This is a genomic window from Parasedimentitalea huanghaiensis, assembly GCF_009753675.1.
GTDB lineage: Bacteria > Pseudomonadota > Alphaproteobacteria > Rhodobacterales > Rhodobacteraceae > Parasedimentitalea > Parasedimentitalea huanghaiensis.
In genome coordinates, this window is sequence record NZ_WQLV01000001.1 from 335,027 (window position 1) to 357,248 (window position 22,222).

General features: G+C 50.6%; 15 protein-coding genes and 1 tRNA gene. 9 read left to right on the forward strand and 7 right to left on the reverse strand.

Annotated elements, in window-relative coordinates:
• Window positions 1–4: 4 nt before the first annotated feature.
• Complete coding sequence (locus GO984_RS01520; RefSeq protein ID WP_157020817.1) at window positions 5–1,900, reverse strand: hypothetical protein; 1,896 nt, start codon at window positions 1,898–1,900, stop codon at window positions 5–7.
• 923 nt (window positions 1,901–2,823) lie between these two features.
• On the opposite strand from GO984_RS01520, the gene GO984_RS01525 reads away from it, so the two are divergent.
• Complete coding sequence (locus tag GO984_RS01525) at window positions 2,824–3,270, forward strand: hypothetical protein (RefSeq protein WP_157020818.1); 447 nt, start codon at window positions 2,824–2,826, stop codon at window positions 3,268–3,270.
• Window positions 3,267–5,042, forward strand: a complete 1,776-nt coding sequence (locus GO984_RS23555) for a hypothetical protein (RefSeq protein ID WP_245230956.1) — start codon at window positions 3,267–3,269, stop codon at window positions 5,040–5,042. Before GO984_RS01525 ends, GO984_RS23555 begins: the two co-directional genes overlap by 4 nt.
• A gap of 432 nt (window positions 5,043–5,474) precedes the next feature.
• On the opposite strand, the gene GO984_RS01535 is transcribed toward GO984_RS23555, so the two are convergent.
• A tRNA-Gly gene (locus GO984_RS01535) sits at window positions 5,475–5,548 on the reverse strand.
• 59 nt (window positions 5,549–5,607) lie between these two features.
• The gene (locus GO984_RS01540) at window positions 5,608–7,650 is read right to left on the reverse strand and encodes an ASKHA domain-containing protein (RefSeq protein ID WP_157020819.1); all 2,043 of its coding nucleotides are present in this window, start codon (window positions 7,648–7,650) and stop codon (window positions 5,608–5,610) included.
• A 259-nt stretch (window positions 7,651–7,909) separates the two neighbouring features.
• Between GO984_RS01540 and guaB the strand changes: the two genes are divergently transcribed.
• The 3 genes from guaB to GO984_RS01555 all read left to right on the forward strand — a co-directional run bounded on the left by guaB (window position 7,910) and on the right by GO984_RS01555 (window position 12,987).
• The gene (guaB, locus tag GO984_RS01545; RefSeq protein ID WP_157020820.1) at window positions 7,910–9,358 is read left to right on the forward strand and encodes an IMP dehydrogenase; all 1,449 of its coding nucleotides are present in this window, start codon (window positions 7,910–7,912) and stop codon (window positions 9,356–9,358) included.
• Window positions 9,359–9,409: 51 nt separating this feature from the next.
• Window positions 9,410–10,588, forward strand: a complete 1,179-nt coding sequence (locus GO984_RS01550; RefSeq protein WP_167740181.1) for an RsmB/NOP family class I SAM-dependent RNA methyltransferase — start codon at window positions 9,410–9,412, stop codon at window positions 10,586–10,588.
• Window positions 10,589–10,680: 92 nt separating this feature from the next.
• On the forward strand, window positions 10,681–12,987 hold the full coding sequence (locus GO984_RS01555; protein ID WP_157020821.1) for an ATP-binding protein: 2,307 nt from the start codon (window positions 10,681–10,683) through the stop codon (window positions 12,985–12,987).
• Window positions 12,988–13,044: 57 nt separating this feature from the next.
• Here GO984_RS01555 and GO984_RS01560 read toward each other — a convergent pair whose 3' ends face one another.
• Entirely contained in the window at window positions 13,045–13,641 is a 597-nt protein-coding gene (locus GO984_RS01560; RefSeq protein WP_157020822.1) for a gamma-glutamyl kinase, read from the reverse strand.
• A 190-nt stretch (window positions 13,642–13,831) separates the two neighbouring features.
• Between GO984_RS01560 and recA the strand changes: the two genes are divergently transcribed.
• From recA to GO984_RS01575, 3 genes are all read left to right on the forward strand, one after another.
• Entirely contained in the window at window positions 13,832–14,899 is a 1,068-nt protein-coding gene (gene recA, locus GO984_RS01565) for a recombinase RecA (RefSeq protein WP_138163049.1), read from the forward strand.
• Between the two features lie 149 nt (window positions 14,900–15,048).
• A complete protein-coding gene (gene alaS / locus GO984_RS01570) occupies window positions 15,049–17,703 on the forward strand; it encodes an alanine--tRNA ligase (protein WP_157020823.1) in 2,655 nt (884 codons plus the stop codon).
• Window positions 17,704–17,705: 2 nt separating this feature from the next.
• The gene (locus tag GO984_RS01575) at window positions 17,706–17,993 is read left to right on the forward strand and encodes a DUF1330 domain-containing protein (protein ID WP_157021193.1); all 288 of its coding nucleotides are present in this window, start codon (window positions 17,706–17,708) and stop codon (window positions 17,991–17,993) included.
• Between the two features lie 106 nt (window positions 17,994–18,099).
• Here the strand turns inward: GO984_RS01575 and typA are convergent, their stop codons facing one another.
• Both typA and GO984_RS01585 read right to left on the reverse strand, forming a co-directional pair.
• On the reverse strand, window positions 18,100–19,920 hold the full coding sequence (typA, locus tag GO984_RS01580) for a translational GTPase TypA (RefSeq protein ID WP_157020824.1): 1,821 nt from the start codon (window positions 19,918–19,920) through the stop codon (window positions 18,100–18,102).
• 123 nt (window positions 19,921–20,043) lie between these two features.
• On the reverse strand, window positions 20,044–20,379 hold the full coding sequence (locus tag GO984_RS01585) for a DMT family transporter (protein WP_157020825.1): 336 nt from the start codon (window positions 20,377–20,379) through the stop codon (window positions 20,044–20,046).
• Window positions 20,380–20,635: 256 nt separating this feature from the next.
• Between GO984_RS01585 and GO984_RS01590 the strand changes: the two genes are divergently transcribed.
• On the forward strand, window positions 20,636–21,415 hold the full coding sequence (locus GO984_RS01590; protein ID WP_157020826.1) for a class II glutamine amidotransferase: 780 nt from the start codon (window positions 20,636–20,638) through the stop codon (window positions 21,413–21,415).
• Here GO984_RS01590 and GO984_RS01595 read toward each other — a convergent pair.
• Window positions 21,405–21,974, reverse strand: a complete 570-nt coding sequence (locus tag GO984_RS01595) for a TetR/AcrR family transcriptional regulator (RefSeq protein ID WP_157020827.1) — start codon at window positions 21,972–21,974, stop codon at window positions 21,405–21,407. The two genes, GO984_RS01590 and GO984_RS01595, sit on opposite strands and share 11 nt — an antisense overlap.
• Window positions 21,975–22,222: the final 248 nt, after the last annotated feature.

A 22,222-nucleotide genomic window follows, 5' to 3' on the forward strand; every position in this document is an offset into this window, starting at 1 on the left:
AACATTAGGCCGCGAGAACCTTGTCAATTTCGCCAAGTGCAGCGCGCGAAGTGGAGGCGACAGCAACATCCGCAAACCCGTTCCCCTGATCGACGTCTTTGAAGAATGGGGTGTTGAGCTCTTTCTGATATTCATTCACCAGCAAACGAGCCTGTTTTTTCGCGGCTTCGCGCTGCTCGCCTTCTTGTGAATTGACGATCTCATCGAGTTTAACTTCAAGTCGGGCATCTAGTTTTTCAATATAGCCGGTCAGATTACCAACTTTATCGCCAACCTCTTTCAAATCATTGTTTCCTGCGCAGAATTTAAGAATGGCCGATTGCAGTTTCTCGATTTCCGATTTGAGCACATCGCGTGTTTTGTTCCAGTTAAGGCGGGAAATCGCGAAAGGCTGAACGTCTGACGGAACTTCCGACTGTTGGGCAGTTTCCTCCAGAGAAGCTCCTGCTGCGATCATCTCTTCTGCAAGCTTCAGTTGGGTCCAGGCCTTAGCATGATCTGGGCCCGACACCAGCTCTACCGCAGTGTTGAACAGAATACTCAGCTTATTTGGGTCCGCGACTTTACCCGAAGACATGGCCGCCACAAAATTGGGCATTACCCGATCTATCGCAGCCTGCAACTTCAGTGCTTCACGTACTTGGTCCAATCCACTAACTGCCGTCTTGATCTCGCCGCCGGAAAGATTGTTCTGTATCTGGTCAAGCTGCGTGATCAGCGATGATTGCACATCGCCTGATGGCAGCGCGTTAACGTTTTCGCGCACTGTATCAACGTCGGCCAAAATCGTCGAAACACGCGGATCCTCCTCGGTTTTGGTTGCTGAGTTAGCCGGATCGGCTCCTACAAGTTTATCCAGAGCGGATTCGATTTTCGACAGGCCGGTTTCGGCAGCGGCTGCATCCTTTTTCTTGATACTGGCCGCGACCCCCATCAAAGCCTTTTGTAACTTTTCTGCGGTAACTTTCGGCATTTCCGAAATGCGCAGCTGCAACGCTTTTAGACGAGTGATCAATGCGGCCAGGTCCGCGTTTGCCTGCTGCTGTGCAGTCGTCTCAGAGACCTCATTCGGCTCGGAATTTCCGCCAGCTTTCGCCAATGCGGTCTCTATCTGATCCATTACCGCGCGAGCAGGACCCAATTCACCCCGTTTGATTTTTTGAACAACGTCTGCCAGCGCCAGTTTGAGCTTGTCACTTACTTGTTCCGGGGCTTGCTTAAGCAGCGGTTGAGCGACTTTGATCCGGGCAACTAAATCGGAAGAGTCTTCTGCGTCAGCGGCCTCAGTCGCAGTACTAGGCTCTGCCGGTAGCTTGTCAAGTGCTGCCTCGATCCGGTTCAATCCCTGATCGGCGGCGGTAAACTCTTGCGCTTTGATCTGTGCAACAACGCCATCAAGTGCGGATTTAAGTTTTTTGGAGAAGGGCGCTGGAACTGCGGCAACACGAGGTTGCGCGGCCTTAATACGAGCTACGAGTCCTGCAGCGTCGCCTTCTTTGATATCAGCTTGGTTTCCCTCATCCTGCAGGCTGGGGTCGCTAGGTAGATCTTCGATGTCTTCTTCCAGCACATTTCCGTCGGCATCTAGAATCCGGACGTTCAGCGATATTTTGTTGGCCTTCAGAAATCGCTTGAGCATGCGCGCCAGGGCAGGGACCGCACGCTCGCACGTCAAGGACATTAACTTTTCTTCAACGACGCACATACCAAAGGCGACTTTAGCACCTATGCCTTCTTTCTTAGCAGCTTTGCCTAAAATCTCGGCCGAGCGTTTCCGGTGCATAGCGAAGTAGTGCTCGGACTCGTTCTTGCCGGGATTAAATGCAAACGGCAACGGTCCTTTCTGCGCCAGTTTTATCATTTTCTTCAGCTCGGGGCCTTCGATCTTGAATTCTGACATGCGGTCCTCTGCAATGATTTTCTAATTTGCAGCAAGCTAGCGCACTGCATAATGGTTGTATAGACATCGTTAACATATTACTTAAACGATTTCCAATATGGCTAAAATGGTTTCCGAAAGTTGCTGCAGCAATGATACGTCGAAAAGGGCGGGGCGCCGACTTTAGCTGTGGAGTGGATCGTGGGCAGTAATCTGCAAATTGCGATTTTTGCAATGTCTCTAAAACTCAACTTACGCGTTAGGGGGGTCAGGCAATCACCCAACTAAAATCAGTCATTCAGCTCAATACAGTATGCGCCCCATCTAGGGCGGAACCCAATATATTTCTTTGTCAGCAGATCGTCGAAGATGAGGAAAAATTCAGCGGTTTGGAGAACTGGTTTTGTCACCTCTCAACCTTCCTTCAATTCGCGAATGGGCTGCTTGCTCTGGGCTTGAACCAAGCACCTATGGCACCCGATCCATGCGTCGCACCAAGATGGATAACTTGTCAGATACCTCGGAGTTGTATTGGAGAATATGCCGACGATCTCAGAAGGGGAGAGGTCTGAACCTCCAGCTATCTTAAGGGGCGCTCACCGCACGAAATTTGGAAAACCATCGTTAAAAAGAAGCTGTAGAACGTGGCATCTGCTCTGGACGTTCGGTCTTGGCTCCGCTTAGTTTTCTCAGAGAACAGTCGCTCTGCTCCTGCCGCCTTTAGCGCGTCGGACTGAGCGTCAAGATTCTAGCCTGCGATTGAAAACGCTAGTATATCCGATGGTCATGCCTGATGATGACAAAAATACCTTTCCCTCCAAAAAATGCGTTTTGTCACAGATTTTTGTAACGACTAATAGCTTGATAACTCGTTCGGAGATTGAGCGTGACAAAAACGACTGTCTCAGATAACGCTCGACGAACTTTTTGGCCAAAGGTGTGACGTGAAGATTCTTGTCGGAGTTTTTGTTTATTTTTCGTTTTCAATTATATTGTGGGTAAGCACAGAGGTTTATTTTTATTATATTGCGGTCGCTTCTTCTACCCGTGGATTGACATCAGCACTATTAGATGCACTTGTTCTTGTAATCCTTGTGTCGATTGCTAGAACCGTATTGTGCTTTCTTTTTGTAAAGCCCGGTTACCACACAACGTATTTCGTTGCTGCTGCAATATGGACAATCGGCTGGTTCCTGCTCAAAATAGGGATGCCGCGAGGGGCCGGCTTCCAATTTTTTGCTTACGGCCAAACTTTGATAGAAAATGGAGAAATAACTGAGAGCGGTTGCGCCATATATTTGGCGATATTACTCTCAAGAATAACGACGATTTTAGTGACTTTTTTTGGCGCAACCTTGGCTTCATCATATTTCGTAAGGAACACACAATGACGACTTGGTCTTACAATAGTGATGGAACGATATCTTTTAATACCAACGACCTCGGAACTATAACTGTTGGCGTCGGGCATATTGTTGGCACCCCTTTAGAAGGCATCAACACCAACCATGTTTGGTACCATGAATACGATGAAATTAGCTCTCTTGGAATACCTGTTGGATCAATAAGTGAGCAATTTTTGTATGATTCACTAGCGGCGTACCCAACACCGTTTGGGCCTGATTTTGCTGGTCCAGGTTGGGTCACGCATGAACAAATTTCAGACACGATGATTGTCAATTACACCGCGACATCAACCGTGTTGGGAATAGAAGTTCCAGCTCACGGTCTCACGCCGGGATTGGTGGTTAGAGAAATCATCGAAGTTGATGGTGTGTACGCCATTCGAACGTATGGAATGGGACAAGGAGTCTTTCCTAGTTTAAATGAAGATTTGGCGGATGCTGTTTGGACCTATGCCGATTCCGTACTTGTAGATGATCTCGTCAACAGAGCGGGAATTAGTATTTTTGACGCTATGACAACTGACGAAAGTTTTGTTACAAGTTATGTTGGTCGGCAGTTTATCGAAAGTACCGCTCGTCTCATTGTCGAGAATGCAGGCATTGGGAGTAGTGCGTTAGATACTTCGAATGCAGCAACAATTCTATCCACCTCTATTCGTGCAATCATTCTGCAAGGTGGGGATGTAACCACTGAAGACTTGGCTGCTATCGTTGCGCGAATGGATGAGCTTGTTGACGCTGGTTTGCCTGTGGGGTGGGGAGCCACTGTACTATTTAGAGAAATATATGATACCTATAACGCGGGAAATGGAACCAATTTTGATTCCTGCTTCGGTCCGGAGGTTCCCATCGACATGTGGCCGATTGATCCTGATCTCAAACCCGGGCCAGATGGTATTTATGATCAAGATGAAGTTCTCTCAAAGGTGTGGAAGAAGCCTATTGAACTGATCGAAGTCGGCGACATCGTAATGTCCTTTGACGAGAACGATAATCTCGTCCCTGGCCCTGTGACCAGAACCTTCCAAAACGATGCCAAAATCTTGTTGAATTTCCACGGCACTCGCGTAACTCCCGGCCACGTTTACTACCGCCCAGACAGCAAGAAGTCGTACAAATACGAGATGCTGATTGATGTGCTGCGCGATGATGGCGTGATCAAGCATCAAGACGGTACGCTGATCCGCGCTGCGACCAACGTGGCTGTCGATGATCCACGTGATGGCTTTGTCAAAGCAGTTGCTGGAAACCGTAAAACAGACGGCACCTTTGAACAGTTAGACGAAGGCCGAATCCGCCTTGGTACCCGCTTCCTTGTAGGTCGTGGCAAAGAGCGCAAGTCGTGGTCAGCGGCTGACTTGATCGCGCTTGGCGGCGGTGTCGTCGGCGACGATGAGCTGATCCGGGTTGGCGAAGGCGAACCGCTACCCTTCCTCTGGGATTTTGGCGAAACGCTGCCCAAGCCTGAAGATTTTGTGCTGGCCAGTTCCGGCACGACACTCGAAGACATCTACAAAGCCGCTGAATGGGAAAGCCAAGGCCCGCGTCTTGCTGCACCCATGGTGTTGGATCGCGGTCCTGTTCAACCGCTCAAGGGCGCTGCACTGTCGGCCATGCCCCGCAATGAACCGCTTGAAGTGGTGCATTCGCTAATGGCCTCGGTAAAACCGAAACGGACCTTGAACCGCAAACAGCGTAAAGCGAAGGAAGTGCAGCGACGCAAATCAGCAAAGTCACGCAAACAGGTCGCGCTATAAAACGATGAGCGTCAATGACATCAAAAAGGGTGATGTTGTCGAGTACACAGAGGTTTTCAGCCACAGTGATTATAGGCTCAGAAATGAGTGGGTCAAAAAGCCCACTTGAATTCCTAAGCCACGAAGGCAGATTTTTTACGGGGTCGAGTGCGCAGATAAGCACTACAACCCAGCCCCGTTTTTTGTCGCATCTGCGGCAGTACAACAGTCGACTTAACTAGGTGAGCCTGCATTGCCAAGTCCGTCAGCGTTGAGCTGAAACAGGCATGGTTTCGTGGTTGAAAACACTCTGGGGATTGGTCTAGGAGGAGATACCCCCCCAACAAAAAACGTTCTCTCTATCTTCCAAATCCAACATTCCAGAATTCCGAACTCTTATCCAACAGCACATCTTGGAGTTTTGGAAATACAAGGTTTAATTTTGGAGGCTTATGGAGCGGGTAACGAGAATCGAACTCGTAACTTAAGCTTGGGAAGCTCGCGTGATACCTTTTCACCATACCCGCACACCAAGGGTTGGGTATTCCGGCTGAGATGTAGCGTCAATACCAGATCCCCGAATTGTTTATTCTCGGCGTCGGCGACGCTTGCGGCCTCCGGGCTGATCACCCCCGCCTGTGTTGAAGTTAACGTCAGGTAGCGAAACAATGCTATTTAGGATAGGAAAAGGTTCTGTGGAGTTCGGGATCGCCGACGCGTTGACAAAGTGCTCTTGAAAGCGTGACTCAACTGCGGTTTCAATTTTTTCAATCCGGCGCACCGTGTCTTCGATTTCGGTTCGGGCTTTGGTGTTTAGCAATGCGATACGGGCGCCGGTTCCGGCGGCATTTCCTGCACTGGTCACCTTTTCCAGAGGGCAATCCGGGATCATCCCTAAAACCATGGCGTGTTTTGCAGAAATATGGGCACCAAAGGCACCGGCAAGAATGACTTTATCAACGGTATCAACACCAAATTTATCCATGAGCAAACGAGCGCCAGAATATAATGCTGCCTTGGCCATCTGAATTGCACGGATATCCGGGTTTGTGACAGTGATATTGGGGCCGCCTTCTTCGCTGCCATCCCAAATGACGTAAGAATTGGTGCGCCCATCAGCTATGCACCGCGAAGTTCCTGTTTGTTCGGCTGATCCAATGAGGCCAGAAGCATCTAACAGCCCGGCAAGACGCATCTCAGCGATGGCTTCGATAATGCCTGATCCACAAATACCAGTGACGCCGGTGGTGGCAATAGCATCGGCAAACCCATCTTCGTTTGACCAAATATCTGATCCAATCACCTTAAAACGAGGTTCCTTGGTTTGCGGGTCTATCTCGATCCGTTCGATGGCACCAGGAGCTGCGCGCTGGCCGGAGCTAATCTGTGCGCCCTCAAAGGCTGGACCAGTAGGAGAAGAACAAGCCAGTACTTTGTTTGTGTTACCCAAAAGGATTTCGGCGTTGGTGCCAACGTCAACCACCAGCATCAGGTCTTTGGATTTGTCGGGGGCCTCAGAGAGCGCCACAGCAGCGGCGTCCGCCCCGACATGCCCTGCAATACAGGGCAGAATGTACACACGGGCAGTGGGATGGATCTCTAGATCCAGTTCTTTCGCATAAAGAGATAAGGCACCGGACGACGTCAGCGCAAAAGGGGCTTGACCCAACTCAAACGGATCAATGCCAAGAAAGAGGTGGTGCATCACAGGGTTGCATACGAACACAGCGTCGACAATCAGTGCTTTGTCAATTTCTGCTTCGTCGGCTACCTGCGCAAACAGTGTATTCATTCCTTCACGGACGGCCTGCGTCATCTCCTGATCGCCGCCTTTGTTCATCATCGAATAGCTGACACGGCTCATCAGGTCTTCACCAAACCTGATCTGAGGGTTCATGATACCCGATGAGGCAACAACATCTCCGGTTTGAAGGTCACACAGGTGCGCAGCGATAGTTGTTGATCCAAGATCAATAGCTAGCCCGTAGATCGAGCCATCATAAAAGCCGGGCCAAATATGCATGATTGTAGGCGGGTGAATTTCATCACCTAAATGTACGGCAACCGTGACTTTCCAGTCTCCCTTTCGCAAAACGGGCTGCATGGATTGCAATATGTGCAGGTCAGCTTTGACGTCTTGCAAGTCCCACTGGGTTTCCAGCGCTTCAATCAACCGTTCCAGATCGCCACTGGGCTTGTGCATGTCGGGATGTTCAACATCGACGTAATACAGCCGGGTTGATGGGTTCATAGTGATATCTCGGACCTCAGCCCGTTTGCGGACCACTTGCCGGTGGACCTGACTTTCTGGAGGAACATCAATCACGATGTCGCCTTGGACCAAAGCCTGGCACCCCAGGCGCCGTCCTTTTGTCAGTCCTCGTATATCATCATACCGTTGCTCGACTTTGTTCCATTCACTTAGTGCAGCCTCTGCGACTGTAACTCCGTGCTTTGGGAACTCTCCATATGATGGGGTGATTTGGCACTTGGAACAAATGCCTCTGCCTCCACAGACCGAATCCAGATCAACACCCAACTGCCTTGCTGCAGTCAGAACTGGTGTTCCAACCGGGAAGTGGCCGCGTTTACCTGAAGGGGTGAAAAGGACGAGAGGATCGGTGGTCATGATGGCGTCTTCTTGTTGTGTAGGTAAGGCGGAGAATATTGGGTTTTTCTAGGAGCGAAAGGCAGGTTACGCCATTTTCAGGCCTTGCGGCGGCATTTTGTTGTAAACATGTGAGTCAGATGCTGATTTCTGCAGTCAGCGAGTGGAGAACAAACCACTTTCGGCAGCTCCTTGTCGTTTTTTGCGACAGCCCCTTTCCCCCGATCAACATCCATGCGATAGGGTGGCCGCCAAACGGGGCTTTGCATGGGGACAAAAAATGCAGATTCGTGAGGCGTTCACCTTTGATGATGTTCTTTTGGTGCCGGCGGCGTCGAGCGTACTACCAAGTACGGCCGATACGCGTACCAATGTAACGCAATCTATAACACTGAATATTCCGTTGCTGAGTTCAGCGATGGATACAGTGACCGAGGCTCGTATGGCAATTGCCATGGCACAGGCTGGTGGTATGGGCGTTATACACAAAAATCTTGACGCTGATGAGCAGGCCAAACAAGTTCGGCGGGTCAAACGGTTCGAAAGTGGAATTGTTTATAATCCAATTACTTTGACGGCGGATCAAACGCTGGCTGACGCCAAATCACTGCAGGAACGCTATCGGGTTACCGGTTTTCCCGTTGTGGACGCACAGGGACGGGTGGTCGGCATCGTTACCAATCGAGATATGCGGTTTGCTTCGGATGATAAAACACCCGTCTCAGTGATGATGTCGTCCGATAATCTTGCGGTATTGCAGGAGCCCGCTGATTTGGCCGAAGCCAAATCCCTCATGGAGGCTCGACGGATTGAAAAACTTTTGGTCACCGATGGCGAGGGTAAACTAACCGGGTTGCTGACCTTGAAAGATATTGAACAAGCCGTGCTAAATCCCACTGCCTGTAAAGATGATCTTGGTCGCCTGCGCGTGGCGGCAGCTAGTTCTGTCGGAGATTCAGGTTTTGCCCGCACCGAGGCATTAGTGGACGCGGGCGTTGATATCGTTGTGATTGATACAGCGCATGGTCACTCGGCCGGCGTGATAGAGGCAGTAACACGAGCCAAAGCATTGTCGAGCTCGGTTCAAGTGATTGCTGGCAACGTTGCAACTGGTGCGGCAACCAGAGCCCTTATTGATGCTGGGGCGGATGCGATCAAAGTGGGCATTGGCCCTGGTTCGATCTGTACAACCCGAATGGTTGCAGGTGTAGGCGTGCCGCAGCTCACCGCCATCATTGATTGCTCTGCAGCTGCAGGCGACATACCTGTCATAGCAGATGGTGGTATTAAGTTCTCAGGCGATTTTGCTAAAGCGATTGCTGCTGGAGCCTCTTGTGCAATGGTTGGGTCTATGATCGCCGGAACGGATGAAAGCCCTGGAGAAGTCATTCTGTATCAGGGACGTTCGTTTAAGTCGTACCGCGGTATGGGAAGCATCGGAGCAATGGCGCGCGGGTCTGCTGATCGCTATTTCCAGAAAGACGCTGCCAGCGATAAGCTAGTCCCTGAGGGCATCGAAGGGCAGGTTCCCTATAAAGGATCTGCGGGCACGGTTGTTCACCAATTGGTCGGCGGCCTGCGCGCTGCGATGGGGTATACTGGCTGTGCCACAGTCGCCGAGATGCGCCAAAATTGTGAGTTCGTTCGTATCACCGGCGCTGGGCTTAAGGAAAGCCATGTGCATGACGTTCAGATTACTCGCGAAAGCCCAAATTACCGGATTGGCTGACCAACAAGGAGCGTAGACGATGAGCAATGAGATAGACCAAAGGGTATCGGCGTGACCCCCGGTGCCCGTTTGCAAGCGGCGATTGAAATTCTCGATCAAATCCTGGACGGCGATGCCGCCGAGAAAGCTCTGACAGGCTGGGCGCGGCGTAGTCGCTTTGCTGGATCTAAAGATCGCGCAGCTGTTCGTGATCACGTATTTACCTCTTTGCGTTGTCTACGCTCACATGCTGCGTTGGGCGGTGCCAGCACTGGACGCGGACTGATCCTTGGCGCTTTACGCGAGGCAGGAATAGATCCTGATACTCTGTTCAATGGCGTAGGTTATGGTCCAACCGAGCTTAGTGACGACGAGGGTTTGATCGCGCGAGAACCGACCAGCCCAGCTGAACGCCACGATATCCCCGAGTGGCTATGGCCTCATTTCGAGGCCAGCCTAGGCGAGGCCGCCGAGGCAGCGGCTGGATCGCTGCGCCATAGGGCCCCTGTACATCTGCGTGTAAACGCACGTCGTTCAAATATTGAACAGGCAATTGAAGACCTAAAGGAAGAAGGAGTCACCTGCTCTGCTCATCCTGCTTCTGAAATGGCACTGGAAGTTAAGGAAGGTGCGCGTAGAATTCGCAATTGCGACGCCTACCAAACAGGTGTGGTTGAATTGCAAGATGCTGCTAGCCAGGCAGTGGTAGAAATTTTGCCACTAACCAATGGCATGAGAGTGTTGGACTATTGTGCCGGCGGAGGTGGAAAAAGTCTGGCAATGGCTGCGCGCGCAAGCCTATCACTTTTTGCCCATGACAAAGCACCGCAAAGGATGGAAGATTTACCGTTGCGCGCCGACCGGGCAGGGGTCGATTTGACAGTGCTTACAACTGATACGCTTGACCAAACAGAACCGTTTGACCTTGTACTATGTGATGCGCCCTGTTCTGGATCTGGATCCTGGCGGCGCTCTCCCGAGGGTAAATGGCGCCTAAGCTCAGAGCAACTGGCTGAGCTACAGGATGTTCAGGGTGAAATACTAGACAAGGCTTCGCAGCTGGTCGCGCCCAACGGAGTTCTCGCCTACGTTACATGTTCGGTCCTGGATGGCGAAAACACGCATCAAATACAACAATTTATGGAACGTTCAACAGGTTGGAAATTGGAAACGGAACAGGCCTGGCCGGTTCAAGAAGGCACAGACGGTTTCTATGCAGCTGTGTTGACGCGCACAATTACCGATTGCTAGGTGTTCTGTAGGGAAAGCTTCATTTTCTTAACGTGGTCTTAACCCTGAATGCCGCGAAGTAGGCGGCAAAGAATCCAGCTAACGGAGCCGTAATGATCGGTCGCCAAAACTCACCTGTTCCTGACTTTCGCGTTTCAGCCCCTGAAAATGCCCGGCTTGCTGCCACGGTGCTGCTTGCAATCATGATGGTTTCTGCCTCCTGGCTTTTTGGCTGGCCAGACTGGGTGGCGCGCGGGCTGATTGCAGTAGGGCTGACATTGGTTGCAGTTGCCGCAATGATGGCGGCACAGGCTCGGCTCCGGATTCGCGCGCGCGCGATGGCTACCGATCTGTTGACTGGGTTCATCGAAAAGGATGCGAGTCCTAGTTTTGTTGCCGATGATGACGGTGTGATTCATGCAAGAAATCCAGCAGCTGCTAAACGGTTTGCGGATGCTGAAAAGGAAACTCTTGCCGGAACGTTACGGGCCGTGCTGGCAAACCCTTCAGCTGTTTTGTTCCGGCTGCAAAGCCGGGCCCGTGCAGACGGTGCTGCGCAAGAGGATGTGATTACACGTCGTGGCCATGTCAGGCTATCTGTTCACCAGATGCACGGTGGCAGTTTTTTGTGGCGGGTAGAAGATATTGTTGAACGTAGCAGTACCGGCCGAAATGCAGAAAGCATTCCAATTCCGCTTATGACTGTGGGACGCACTGGCGCCGTTTTGTTCATGAACGAAGCAGCACGCAGCTTGATTGGCAGTCGTGTAAAATCATTGGACCGCTTGTTTGTCGATCTCCCGGTGAGATCTGGTCAGATCAACACAATGACGACTGCAAACGGACCAATTCAGGCGATGGTGGTTGAAAATACGCGTACACAAGGGCGTAACGAACTGTATTTTCTTGAAACGGATGGGGCAGAAGGTTCTGAGGGGAATACTACTTTTGAAAACCTACCGGTGCCATTCCTAAAAGTAGCGCCCAGCGGTGAGGTTTTGTCCGTAAACAAACTTGCCCTTGCCCTAATGGGCGTTGCCAATTGTAATGATAAAAAATTGGGCCAGTTGATGGAGGGGCTAGGGCGCCCAATGTCTGATTGGCTACGCGATACTGCAGATGGTCTTGCCCCTAACAAATCTGAGTTTTTGCGCCTATCACGCCGCGACAAGGAAGTTTTTGTACAGGTTACCTTGAGCCGGGCGGTTGAAGATGGCGTTACTGTCCTGATTGCAGTTCTGAATGATGCAACCGAACTAAAGACGCTGGAAGCTCAATTTGTGCAAAGCCAGAAAATGCAGGCGATTGGCCAATTGGCGGGCGGTGTTGCGCATGATTTCAATAACCTGTTGACGGCCATCTCAGGTCATTGCGACCTTTTGCTACTGCGTCACGATCAAGGCGATCAGGACTACGGTGATCTAATTCAAATTCACGAAAACGCCAATCGAGCTGCTGCATTGGTAAGCCAGCTGCTGGCGTTCTCACGTAAGCAAACACTACTGCCCGAAGTGCTTGATCTACGTGATACTCTTTCTGATTTGACACATCTGTTGAACCGCCTGGTGGGGGAAAAAGTTACGCTTACACTTAGCCATGATCCTGTCATGCGGTCCATTCGCGCTGACAAGAGGCAGTTGGAACAAGTGTTGATGAACCTTGTCGTGAACGCGCGCGATGCGATGCCTCAAGGGGGCGAGATTCGTATTGAGACAGAGGTTGTCTCCTTGGATCGACCAATCGAACGCAATCGCGCTACTGTGCCCGCTGGTGACTGGGTTACCGTCAAGGTGTTGGACGAAGGTGAAGGCATTGACCCAGATAAGCTACAAAAAGTGTTTGAACCGTTTTACACCACCAAACGGACAGGGGAGGGGACTGGCTTAGGGCTTTCCACTGCCTACGGAATCATCAAGCAAACCGGCGGCTATATTTTTGTCGATTCTATTAAGGGTTCGGGAACAGAGTTTACCCTCTATTTTCCTGTTCATAATGCACAGGTCTTGCAAGCCAAATCCGCCAAATCAAAGATCGAAGATACTGCTCCGAAGCATGGTGAAGGCGTTGTGCTCCTCGTGGAAGATGAGGCACCAGTGCGCGCATTTGCGTCACGTGCGCTGCGCCTTCGTGGCTACACTGTGTTAGAAGCTGAATCTGCTGAAGACGCTTTGCGTACTCTAGAGGACCCAGGTTTGAGCGTAGATGTGTTTGTCACTGATGTGGTGATGCCCGGCATGGATGGCCCCAGCTGGGTACGTGAGGCGTTAAAAACACGCCCGGACACCCGTGTCGTGTTTGTTTCAGGTTACGCTGAAGGGGCATTTGGCGAGTCACAGCCCAATGTTCCCAATTCAGTTTTCTTGCCCAAACCGTTTTCGCTTAATCAGCTGACCGAAACGGTACATGAGCAACTTAACTGACCCGCCATCCATTCGAACAGGTCCGGGCTACCTTAAAGGGTAGCCCATTTTTTTGGGCTATAAGCCTATACTGCGATATAGGGTAAACTCATCCGCATATTTGCGTCGAAGAATGGTTTCGGTTTTGGAAGACAATGACAGCTCCATAACAGGACTGACATTTTCCTTTTTAAGGCAAATTTCAGTGTTCAACCTTTGCTGCAGAAAGGCAATCAGACGCTCTTGTTTTTCATACTTAAACAAATGGTTCACTGAACACCCATTTGGTTGAGCTGCAAGAAATACAGCCTGACTTCCAACATTTGCAAATGGCGGTTGTTTGCCCTTGCAATACGCACGCACGAACTCATCAAATTCGATATTTGTGGTTGCGTTGTCCTTACCCAACATGAATGGCCGACGGCGAAAACGATACCAGCTTCCCAACCAACTGATCGGCTCTCGCATGACCGCAACAACTTCCATTTCGGCATCGCAAACTCTCTGAAACATCGGCCTGACCCAGCGATTGTATCTATAAAGAGGCGCGTGTTTTAAATCTGGGGGACTCGAAATCACCATATCAGCACGCGCACGCAAGGCGGTATGCAAAGCGGTTGTTCCGGTTTTTGGAACAGAAAGGAGAACAAGACGTTCTTTAAAGAATACCAACATTTATGAGTTCCGGTCGTAAGATCATATGGTTAACACTCATAAACCATTCTTTAACAGTATTGATGAACAGTAAAGGCGTGAAGAATTAATTTGCAATGTTCTCACTTTGATCTCATAAGGAACATTAAGGGAACAAAGCAGTGATTGCCGCCCGCTTTAGGGTGTGACACATAGGGAAGGACTGGGGACAATGGCGGATCTTTTGACCATGAAAGACAAGAAAAGCGGCGATAAACAAAAAGCCCTGGATAGCGCTTTAGCGCAGATCGAGCGTCAGTTCGGTAAGGGTTCAATCATGAAGCTCGGTGATGGCAACGCCATCCAGCAAGTCGAAGCGAGTTCGACTGGCTCGTTGGGGCTGGACATAGCTCTTGGAATTGGCGGTTTGCCAATGGGACGCATAATCGAAATTTACGGACCAGAAAGTTCCGGCAAAACTACCCTGACTCTGCATTGTGTTGCTGAACAACAGAAAAAGGGCGGTGTTTGCGCTTTTGTGGATGCCGAACATGCTCTCGATCCCATGTATGCGCAAAAGCTGGGTGTTAATCTTGATGAATTGTTGATTTCTCAACCTGACACCGGCGAGCAGGCTTTGGAGATTACCGACACATTGGTCCGTTCTGGCGCAGTTAACATGATTGTTGTCGATTCAGTTGCGGCACTTACTCCCAAGTCTGAACTTGAAGGTGATATGGGGGATAGCAGTGTTGGTGTTCAGGCCCGCCTGATGAGCCAGGCAATGCGGAAATTGACGGGTTCGATCAGCAAATCTAAATGCATGGTGATCTTTATCAACCAGATTCGCATGAAGATTGGCGTGATGTTTGGATCACCGGAAACAACCACTGGCGGCAATGCGCTGAAGTTTTACTCATCAGTTCGCCTTGATATTCGCCGTATCGGTGCAATCAAGGATCGAGACGAGGTTGTTGGCAACGCAACCCGGGTAAAAGTGGTGAAGAACAAAGTGGCTCCGCCCTTCAAGCAGGTTGAGTTCGACATCATGTATGGTGAAGGCATCTCCAAAATGGGCGAACTTCTGGATTTGGGGGTGGCAGCCGGTGTCGTCAATAAATCAGGCTCTTGGTTCAGTTATGGTGATGAACGCATTGGTCAGGGCCGTGAGAACGCCAAGACCTATTTGCGTGAACATTCGCATATAGCCTTCGACATCGAAGACAAGATTCGAGCCGCTCATGGATTGGAATTTGACCGTCCAGCAGTTGCGGATGGAGACGATATCCTAGAAGCCTGAAAGTGTAGACTACGGGTACAAGAGGGCGCAATTTTGATTGCGCCCTTTTTTCGTTTGTGTCGGGGCAATGGCAACTGTGGACAGTAACCGACGTGGCAGCTAAACCTGATTGAAATGCTGTCCAAAGCCCGCCAAGAGATCATAAAAACATGCCGACTCTGAACGAAATTCGATCAACCTTTCTGAACTACTATTCCAAACAAGGGCACGAAGTGGTTGCATCTAGCCCGCTGGTGCCGCGAAATGATCCGACATTGATGTTTGTCAATTCGGGGATGGTTCAGTTCAAAAATCTGTTCACGGGTCTGGAAACACGTGACTATAGCCGCGCGACATCGGCTCAGAAGTGCGTAAGGGCAGGTGGCAAGCACAACGATCTGGACAATGTTGGTTACACCGCTCGTCATCACACTTTTTTTGAAATGCTGGGTAACTTCAGCTTTGGAGATTATTTCAAAAAAGAAGCAATCCCTTTTGCTTGGGAACTGTTGACCAAAGAGTTCGATATTCCCAAGGATCGGTTGTTGGTGACTGTCTATCATACTGATGACGAAGCCGCAGAGATCTGGAAGAAGGTTGCAGGGTTAAGCGACGACCGAATTATTCGTATCCCTACAAATGATAATTTCTGGCAGATGGGGCCAACTGGTCCTTGTGGTCCATGTACAGAAATATTCTTTGATCATGGCGATCATATCCCGGGTGGCCCCCCAGGGAGCCCAGATGAGGACGGTGACCGTTTTATCGAGATCTGGAACGTAGTGTTCATGCAGAACGAGCAGTTTGAAGATGGCTCGATGACGGAACTTGATATGCAGTCGATAGACACTGGTATGGGGTTGGAGCGGATTGGTGCCTTGTTGCAGGGCAGCCATGACAATTATGATACGGATCTGTTCAAAACATTGATCGAAGCCTCGGCCAATGCCACCTCAGTTGATCCCTATGGCGAACAAAATGTGCACCATAGGGTGATTGCAGATCATCTTCGCTCTACGTCCTTTTTAATCGCTGACGGTGTAATGCCCTCAAATGATGGCCGCGGCTATGTTCTTCGACGTATCATGCGCCGAGCCATGCGGCATGCACATTTGCTCGGGGCTAAAGATCCTGTGATGCATCAGTTGGTTCCTACACTGGTGCAACTTATGGGTAGTGCATATCCTGAGCTTGGCCAGGCTCAGATGTTGATCGAAGAAACCCTGAAACAAGAAGAAACTCGGTTTAAGCAGACCCTGGATCGCGGGCTGAAATTGCTCGATGACGAGCTGGATGGGTTGGATGAAGGAGCACCTTTGCCAGGGAGAGCAGCCTTCAAGCTATATGACACCTACGGATTTCCATTGGACCTGACGCAGGATGCTTTGCGTGAAAAAAACCGCAGTGTCGATACCGAAGGCTTTGACAGCGCTATGGCTGAACAAAAGGCCAAGGCCCGCGCAGCTTGGACTGGTTCGGGTGAAGCAGCAGATAGCACCGTTTGGTTTGATATAGCCGAAGAACAAGGGGCAACAGATTTCCTAGGTTACGACACTATCGTTGCTGAAGGCCAAGTCGCTGCACTCGTCCAAAACGGAAATCAGGTTCAAACTGCAGCTCTTGGGGAAGAGGTTCAGATTGTCCTCAATCAAAGCCCGTTTTATGCAGAATCGGGAGGCCAGGTTGGCGACAGCGGTATGATCCGCAGCGACACTGGAACAGCACGTGTTACAAGCACGCGTAAGGTGGCAGGAGTGTTCATTCACTTTGCAAATGTCACCGAAGGCAAGATCGATGCGGGCACTGGTGCACAGCTAAAGGTCGATTCAGAGCGTCGCGCTAACATCCGCGCAAATCATTCTGCCACCCACCTGCTACATGAGGCCTTGCGGGAAACCCTTGGAACTCACGTTGCACAGCGCGGATCGCTGAACGCTGATGATCGCTTACGTTTTGATTTTAGTCATTCAAAAGCCATGACAACTGAGCAGTTGTCAAAAGTTGCCGCTGATGTGAACGCCTATATTCGGCAAAACACTGTTGTTGAAACTAGAATAATGACGCCTGATGATGCGCGGGAAATCGGTGCGCAGGCTTTGTTCGGCGAAAAATATGGTGACGAAGTTCGGGTTGTGTCGATGGGGCACGCCAACACCGGCAAAGGGCGCGATGGCATGACTTATTCCATCGAGCTTTGCGGTGGTACACACGTACGCCAGACCGGCGACATTGGTACATTTGTATTGCTAGGTGATAGCGCCTCGTCATCCGGTGTACGCAGGATCGAAGCCCTGACAGGAGCAGCGGCCTTTGCGCATCTTGAACGCGAAGCGTCCCAACTGGGAGCTGTAGCCGGCGCGCTGAAGGCACAACCTGCCGATGTTCTAGAACGGCTGAAAGGCCTTATGGACGAGCGCAAGTCTTTGCAAAATGAAGTTGCTCAATTACGCCGTGAACTTGCGATGTCTGGTGGATCAGGACCGAGTGCCGAGGCAAAACAGGTCGGTGGGGTAGCCTTCATTGCACAGGTGTTGAATGGTGTGTCCGGTCGAGATCTTCCAGCCCTTATTGACGAACATAAAGAACGTCTGGGCTCCGGTGCGGTGTTGTTGATTGCTGATACTGGTGGAAAAGTGGCTGTAGCGGCGGGCGTAACAAAAGATTTGATCGGCACAGTTTCAGCCGTGGATCTGGTTAAGGCTGCTGTGGTTGAACTGGGCGGGAAGGGTGGCGGAGGCCGCCCCGATATGGCGCAGGGCGGTGCAAAAGATGTAACGAATTCTGACGCGGCGATCTCAGCCGCTGAAAACGTATTGGGAGGTTGATGATGGGCGCACTTTGGATTGCACATGTAACTGTGACTGATGACGAGGCATATGGCAAATATGCAAAGCTGGCCGGCCCTGCAATCGCAAAGCATGGTGGCGAATTTGTTGCCCGTGGTGGACGTTTTGTGCAACTGGAAGGCAAGGAACGTCCACGAAATGTTGTCGCCAAATTCCCCTCAGTTGATGCAGCCGTTGGTTGCTACCACAGCGAAGAATATCAAGAAGCTTTAAATCATGCGCGCGGTGCGTCGGAGCGCGAACTGATGGTTGTCGAAACCAGCGAGTGATTGGCTTTACGAACCGTTTGAAACATCTGTGTGTGTTCCTAATTAGATGAGTAAGGGGCGCCGGTGAAAACCGACGCCCCTTACTTTTTAGTATACCAATTTAGTCTTAACCGGCTGCGCGGGCGGCACGTTTACGCTCGTGTGGGTCCAGATGACGCTTACGCAAGCGGATCGCATTTGGCGTGACTTCAACCAATTCGTCGTTGTCAATGTAAGCGATCGATTGCTCCAGAGACAGCGTTACCGGTGTTGTCAAACGTACAGCTTCGTCGGTGCCGGATGCACGCACGTTGGTAAGTTTCTTACCCTTCAGCGGGTTCACTTCCAAATCATTTTCACGGCTGTGTTCACCAATAATCATGCCTTGATAGATATCAGCCTGAGCGCCGATGAACATTTTCCCACGTTCTTCTAGGTTCCACAGCGCAAAGGCCACAGATTGACCGCTCTCCATTGAAATCAGAACACCAGCTCTACGGCCTGGGATCTTGCCTTTGAAAGCTTCCCAGTCATGGAATACGCGGTTTAGTACACCGGTACCGCGCGTATCCGTCATGAATTCTCCTTGGTATCCGATCAAACCACGAGACGGCACATGGGCAATAATACGGGTCTTGCCGACGCCAGCTGGCTTCATTTCGGTTAGAACACCCTTACGAACGCTGGTCAGCTTTTCGATTACGACGCCAGAGTATTCGTCATCAACATCAATGGTGACTTCTTCAACCGGCTCCATTTTTTGACCATCAACGTCACGGAACAACACTTGTGGGCGTGAGATCGAAAGTTCGAAGCCTTCACGACGCATGTTCTCGATCAGAACACCCATCTGGAGTTCGCCACGACCAGCAACCTCAAAAGCGTCTCCGCCGGGCGTGTCGGTGATGCGGATTGCAACGTTGGTTTCTGCTTCTTTCAACAAGCGGTTACGGATAACTCGCGACTGAACGTGTTTACCGTCGCGACCGGCCAAGGGGCTGTCGTTGATCCCAAAAGTGACGGTAATCGTTGGTGGATCAATCGGCTGGGCTTCCATAGCTTCGGTAACCTGAGGGTCGACAATACTGTCAGCAACAGTGACTTTAGCCATACCGGCGATTGACACAATGTCTCCGGCCTCGGCAACATCAATCGGTTGCTGGGTCAGGCCACGAAACGCCAGGACTTTGGTTACCCGAAAGCTCTCTATCTGCGTCCCATCACGGGAGAGGCCCTTCATCGTTTCGCCGGCTTTCAAAGTACCACTTTCGACGCGGCCCGTTAGTAGGCGCCCAATGAACGGGTCATGCCCCAAAGTGGTGGCAAGCATCCGGAAAGGTTCGTCTTTGCGAGTTTGTTGTGCAGGTGCTGGTACGTGTTCGACGATCAAATCGAACAATGCAGACAGATCCTTGCGTGGTCCTTCAAGCGACATATCTGCCCAGCCAGAACGCCCCGACGCATACATCGACGGGAAGTCCAGTTGTTCATCTGACGCACCCAGGTTTGCGAACAGATCAAAGCACTCATCCAGAGCTCGGTCAGGCTCACCATCAGGTTTGTCGACTTTATTGACCACAACAATAGGTTTCAGACCTAATGCAAGGGCCTTGGAAGTAACGAATTTTGTTTGCGGCATAGGGCCTTCGGCAGCATCCACCAAGAGAACCACGCCATCGACCATCGACAGAATCCGTTCAACTTCTCCGCCAAAGTCGGCGTGGCCCGGTGTATCGACGATATTGATACGCGTCCCATTCCATTCCACTGAAGTGGCTTTTGCAAGGATGGTGATGCCGCGTTCACGCTCCAGGTCATTGGAATCCATGGCCCGTTCAGCCACAGCTTGGTTGTCGCGGAAAACACCGGATTGTTTTAGCATTTCATCCACGAGAGTGGTTTTACCGTGGTCCACGTGGGCAATGATCGCAATGTTGCGCAGGTCCATGAAGTCAGCCTTTGTATGGGAGTTGATGCGCCCATAGCCTGATCACAGCTCAAAGGCCAGAGAAAACACATATCTGTTGCATCAAACCTGTCAGATCACCGGATCAGAGCAACTTTTTGCCACTTAGTGATGTGAAGAATCCGAATAGAGGTGGATGATCAAGATGCCAATCAGAATGAGGGACATTCCAAGTATCGCGGGCAGATCCAATCGTTGGCCAAAAACTGCATATCCAATAGCTGCTATCGTAACGATGCCTAATCCAGACCAAATAGCGTAAACAATGCCAACAGGCATGACCTTAAACGTAAGTCCCATCATGTAAAACGAGAACCCATAGGCAAACAGGACGATAAGTGACGGAAGCAAACGTGAAAACTGTTGGCTGGCCTGTAGTGCAGTTGTGCCAATTGTCTCTGCGATGACTGCTACAATTAGATAAATATAATGGACAGGCATGTGGTGGCTTTCGAACAGTTCACAGGGAGGTGGCCCTTAAATTGCGCCTTTGATAGCGTTTGCGACAAACCGTGCTGATCAGAAAACGGCGTCAACTGTCGTCTCTTGACCGATATCGGTAAAAGGTCTGTATGAATGAACAACGGCCTGTGCGCTGGAACACTCGACCTCTTTATGGCTGCAGTATAGAGGAGTTCCGAAATCGTTTGACTAAACCAGATGAATTTTTTCGCCTTGAGTTCAGGAAGGAAACCCGATGTGCCGCTGGGCTGCCTATTTTGGAGACCCCATTTTTCTGGAAGATATCATCTCCCGACCTGATCACTCCTTGATTGCGCAAAGCCAAGAGGCAGAGGAAAGCAAAACATCAACCAACGGAGATGGGTTTGGAGTGGCTTGGTATGAAAACCGTCCGACTCCGGGGCAATATCGAGATGTCTACCCTGCTTGGTCGGACCCAAATCTACGGGCAGTGGCGCACCAGGTTCGTTCTGGTCTGTTTTTAGCCCATGTCCGCGCCTCTACAGGGTCTGCAATTAGTCGCAACAATTGTCATCCGTTCACCGCCGGGTCATGGAGTTTTATGCACAACGGTCAGGTTGGTGGTTTCGAACTTTTTCGTAAGCAAGCCGACATGAGTGTACCTGATGAACTGTATCAACATCGCAAGGGTGCCACCGACAGTGAAATCCTGTTTCTGCTAGCCTTAGGCGAAGGGTTGGACAGGGACCCGCAGGCGGCGCTTTCTCGCGCTGTCGCCCGAATGGAAAACCTTTCTCGTCAAAGCGGTATCTCACCACATATGCGATTGTCAGTCGCCTTTTCAGACGGGAAACGACTATTTGCAGCCCGATATTCTTCGGATCATATCGCGCCTTCGGTCTATTACCGCTGGTGTGAAACCCGGCAGGGCTGGGCTGTCGTATCTGAGCCATTGGAACCAGATGAGGAGGGCTGGACAGAACTCCTGCCGGGGAAGTTTCTCGAGCTAAATGGCAAAGGCACGGTGCTATCCGAGTTCCTTCCTAGCTTTTAGGTTTGGCGCCCTCTAGAATCGTTTCTGCGATAGTCTTTGCATCCTGCGCGGCCGTTTCGCTTTGGCTAACATGGGCTGCTATGATTGCGCCCTCTTTCAACACCATTAGCTGCCGGGTCAGAGTATTAGTGTCGTCGTAGCCTGCCAAAACAAGCAACTTTTCAATATGCTCCGCCAGAAGCAGTTTATGCTCGGCGGATTGGCGGCGAATGGGGTGGTTTGGTTCTTGAAATTCTGATGAAGCTTTGATGAACATGCAGCCATGAAATTCAGAACTGTTGAACCATTCGCCCAGCACATCAAACAATGCAAGAACTTGGCCTTTGGGTGTCTCTGACAACTCTTCTTGACGCCGTTGCACCATATTGCGAAATAGCTCATCCCTTAGGCGTAACGACGCAAGAATGAGATCTTCTTTCGTTTTGAAGTGCTTATACATGGATGTTTTAGAAATCCCGGTTTCTTTCACCAGCATATCCATGCCAGTTGCGTGAAAGCCATTTAGATAAAACACTGAAAGCGCTTTTTGGACCAGTTCATCTCGTTTGTTCGCACGCATTTTGTAGCCACCCAGATAAATGAACCATATTCGGCTGCCTTCATTGGCAAACTAGGGCGATGAATACTGGTATTCAAGTGTTCATTAATTACAGATCAGTACACCGCAAATTGGAGGCTACTGATCTGTTCATTTTTCATCAAACCAATACAAAAAATCGGATGGAAACCTAAGGAAAAGGTCAAGGTTTTGTATATGATCAGGCGTCAAAGCTAGGCAACCATGAGATCATACTTTGAGGATACAGG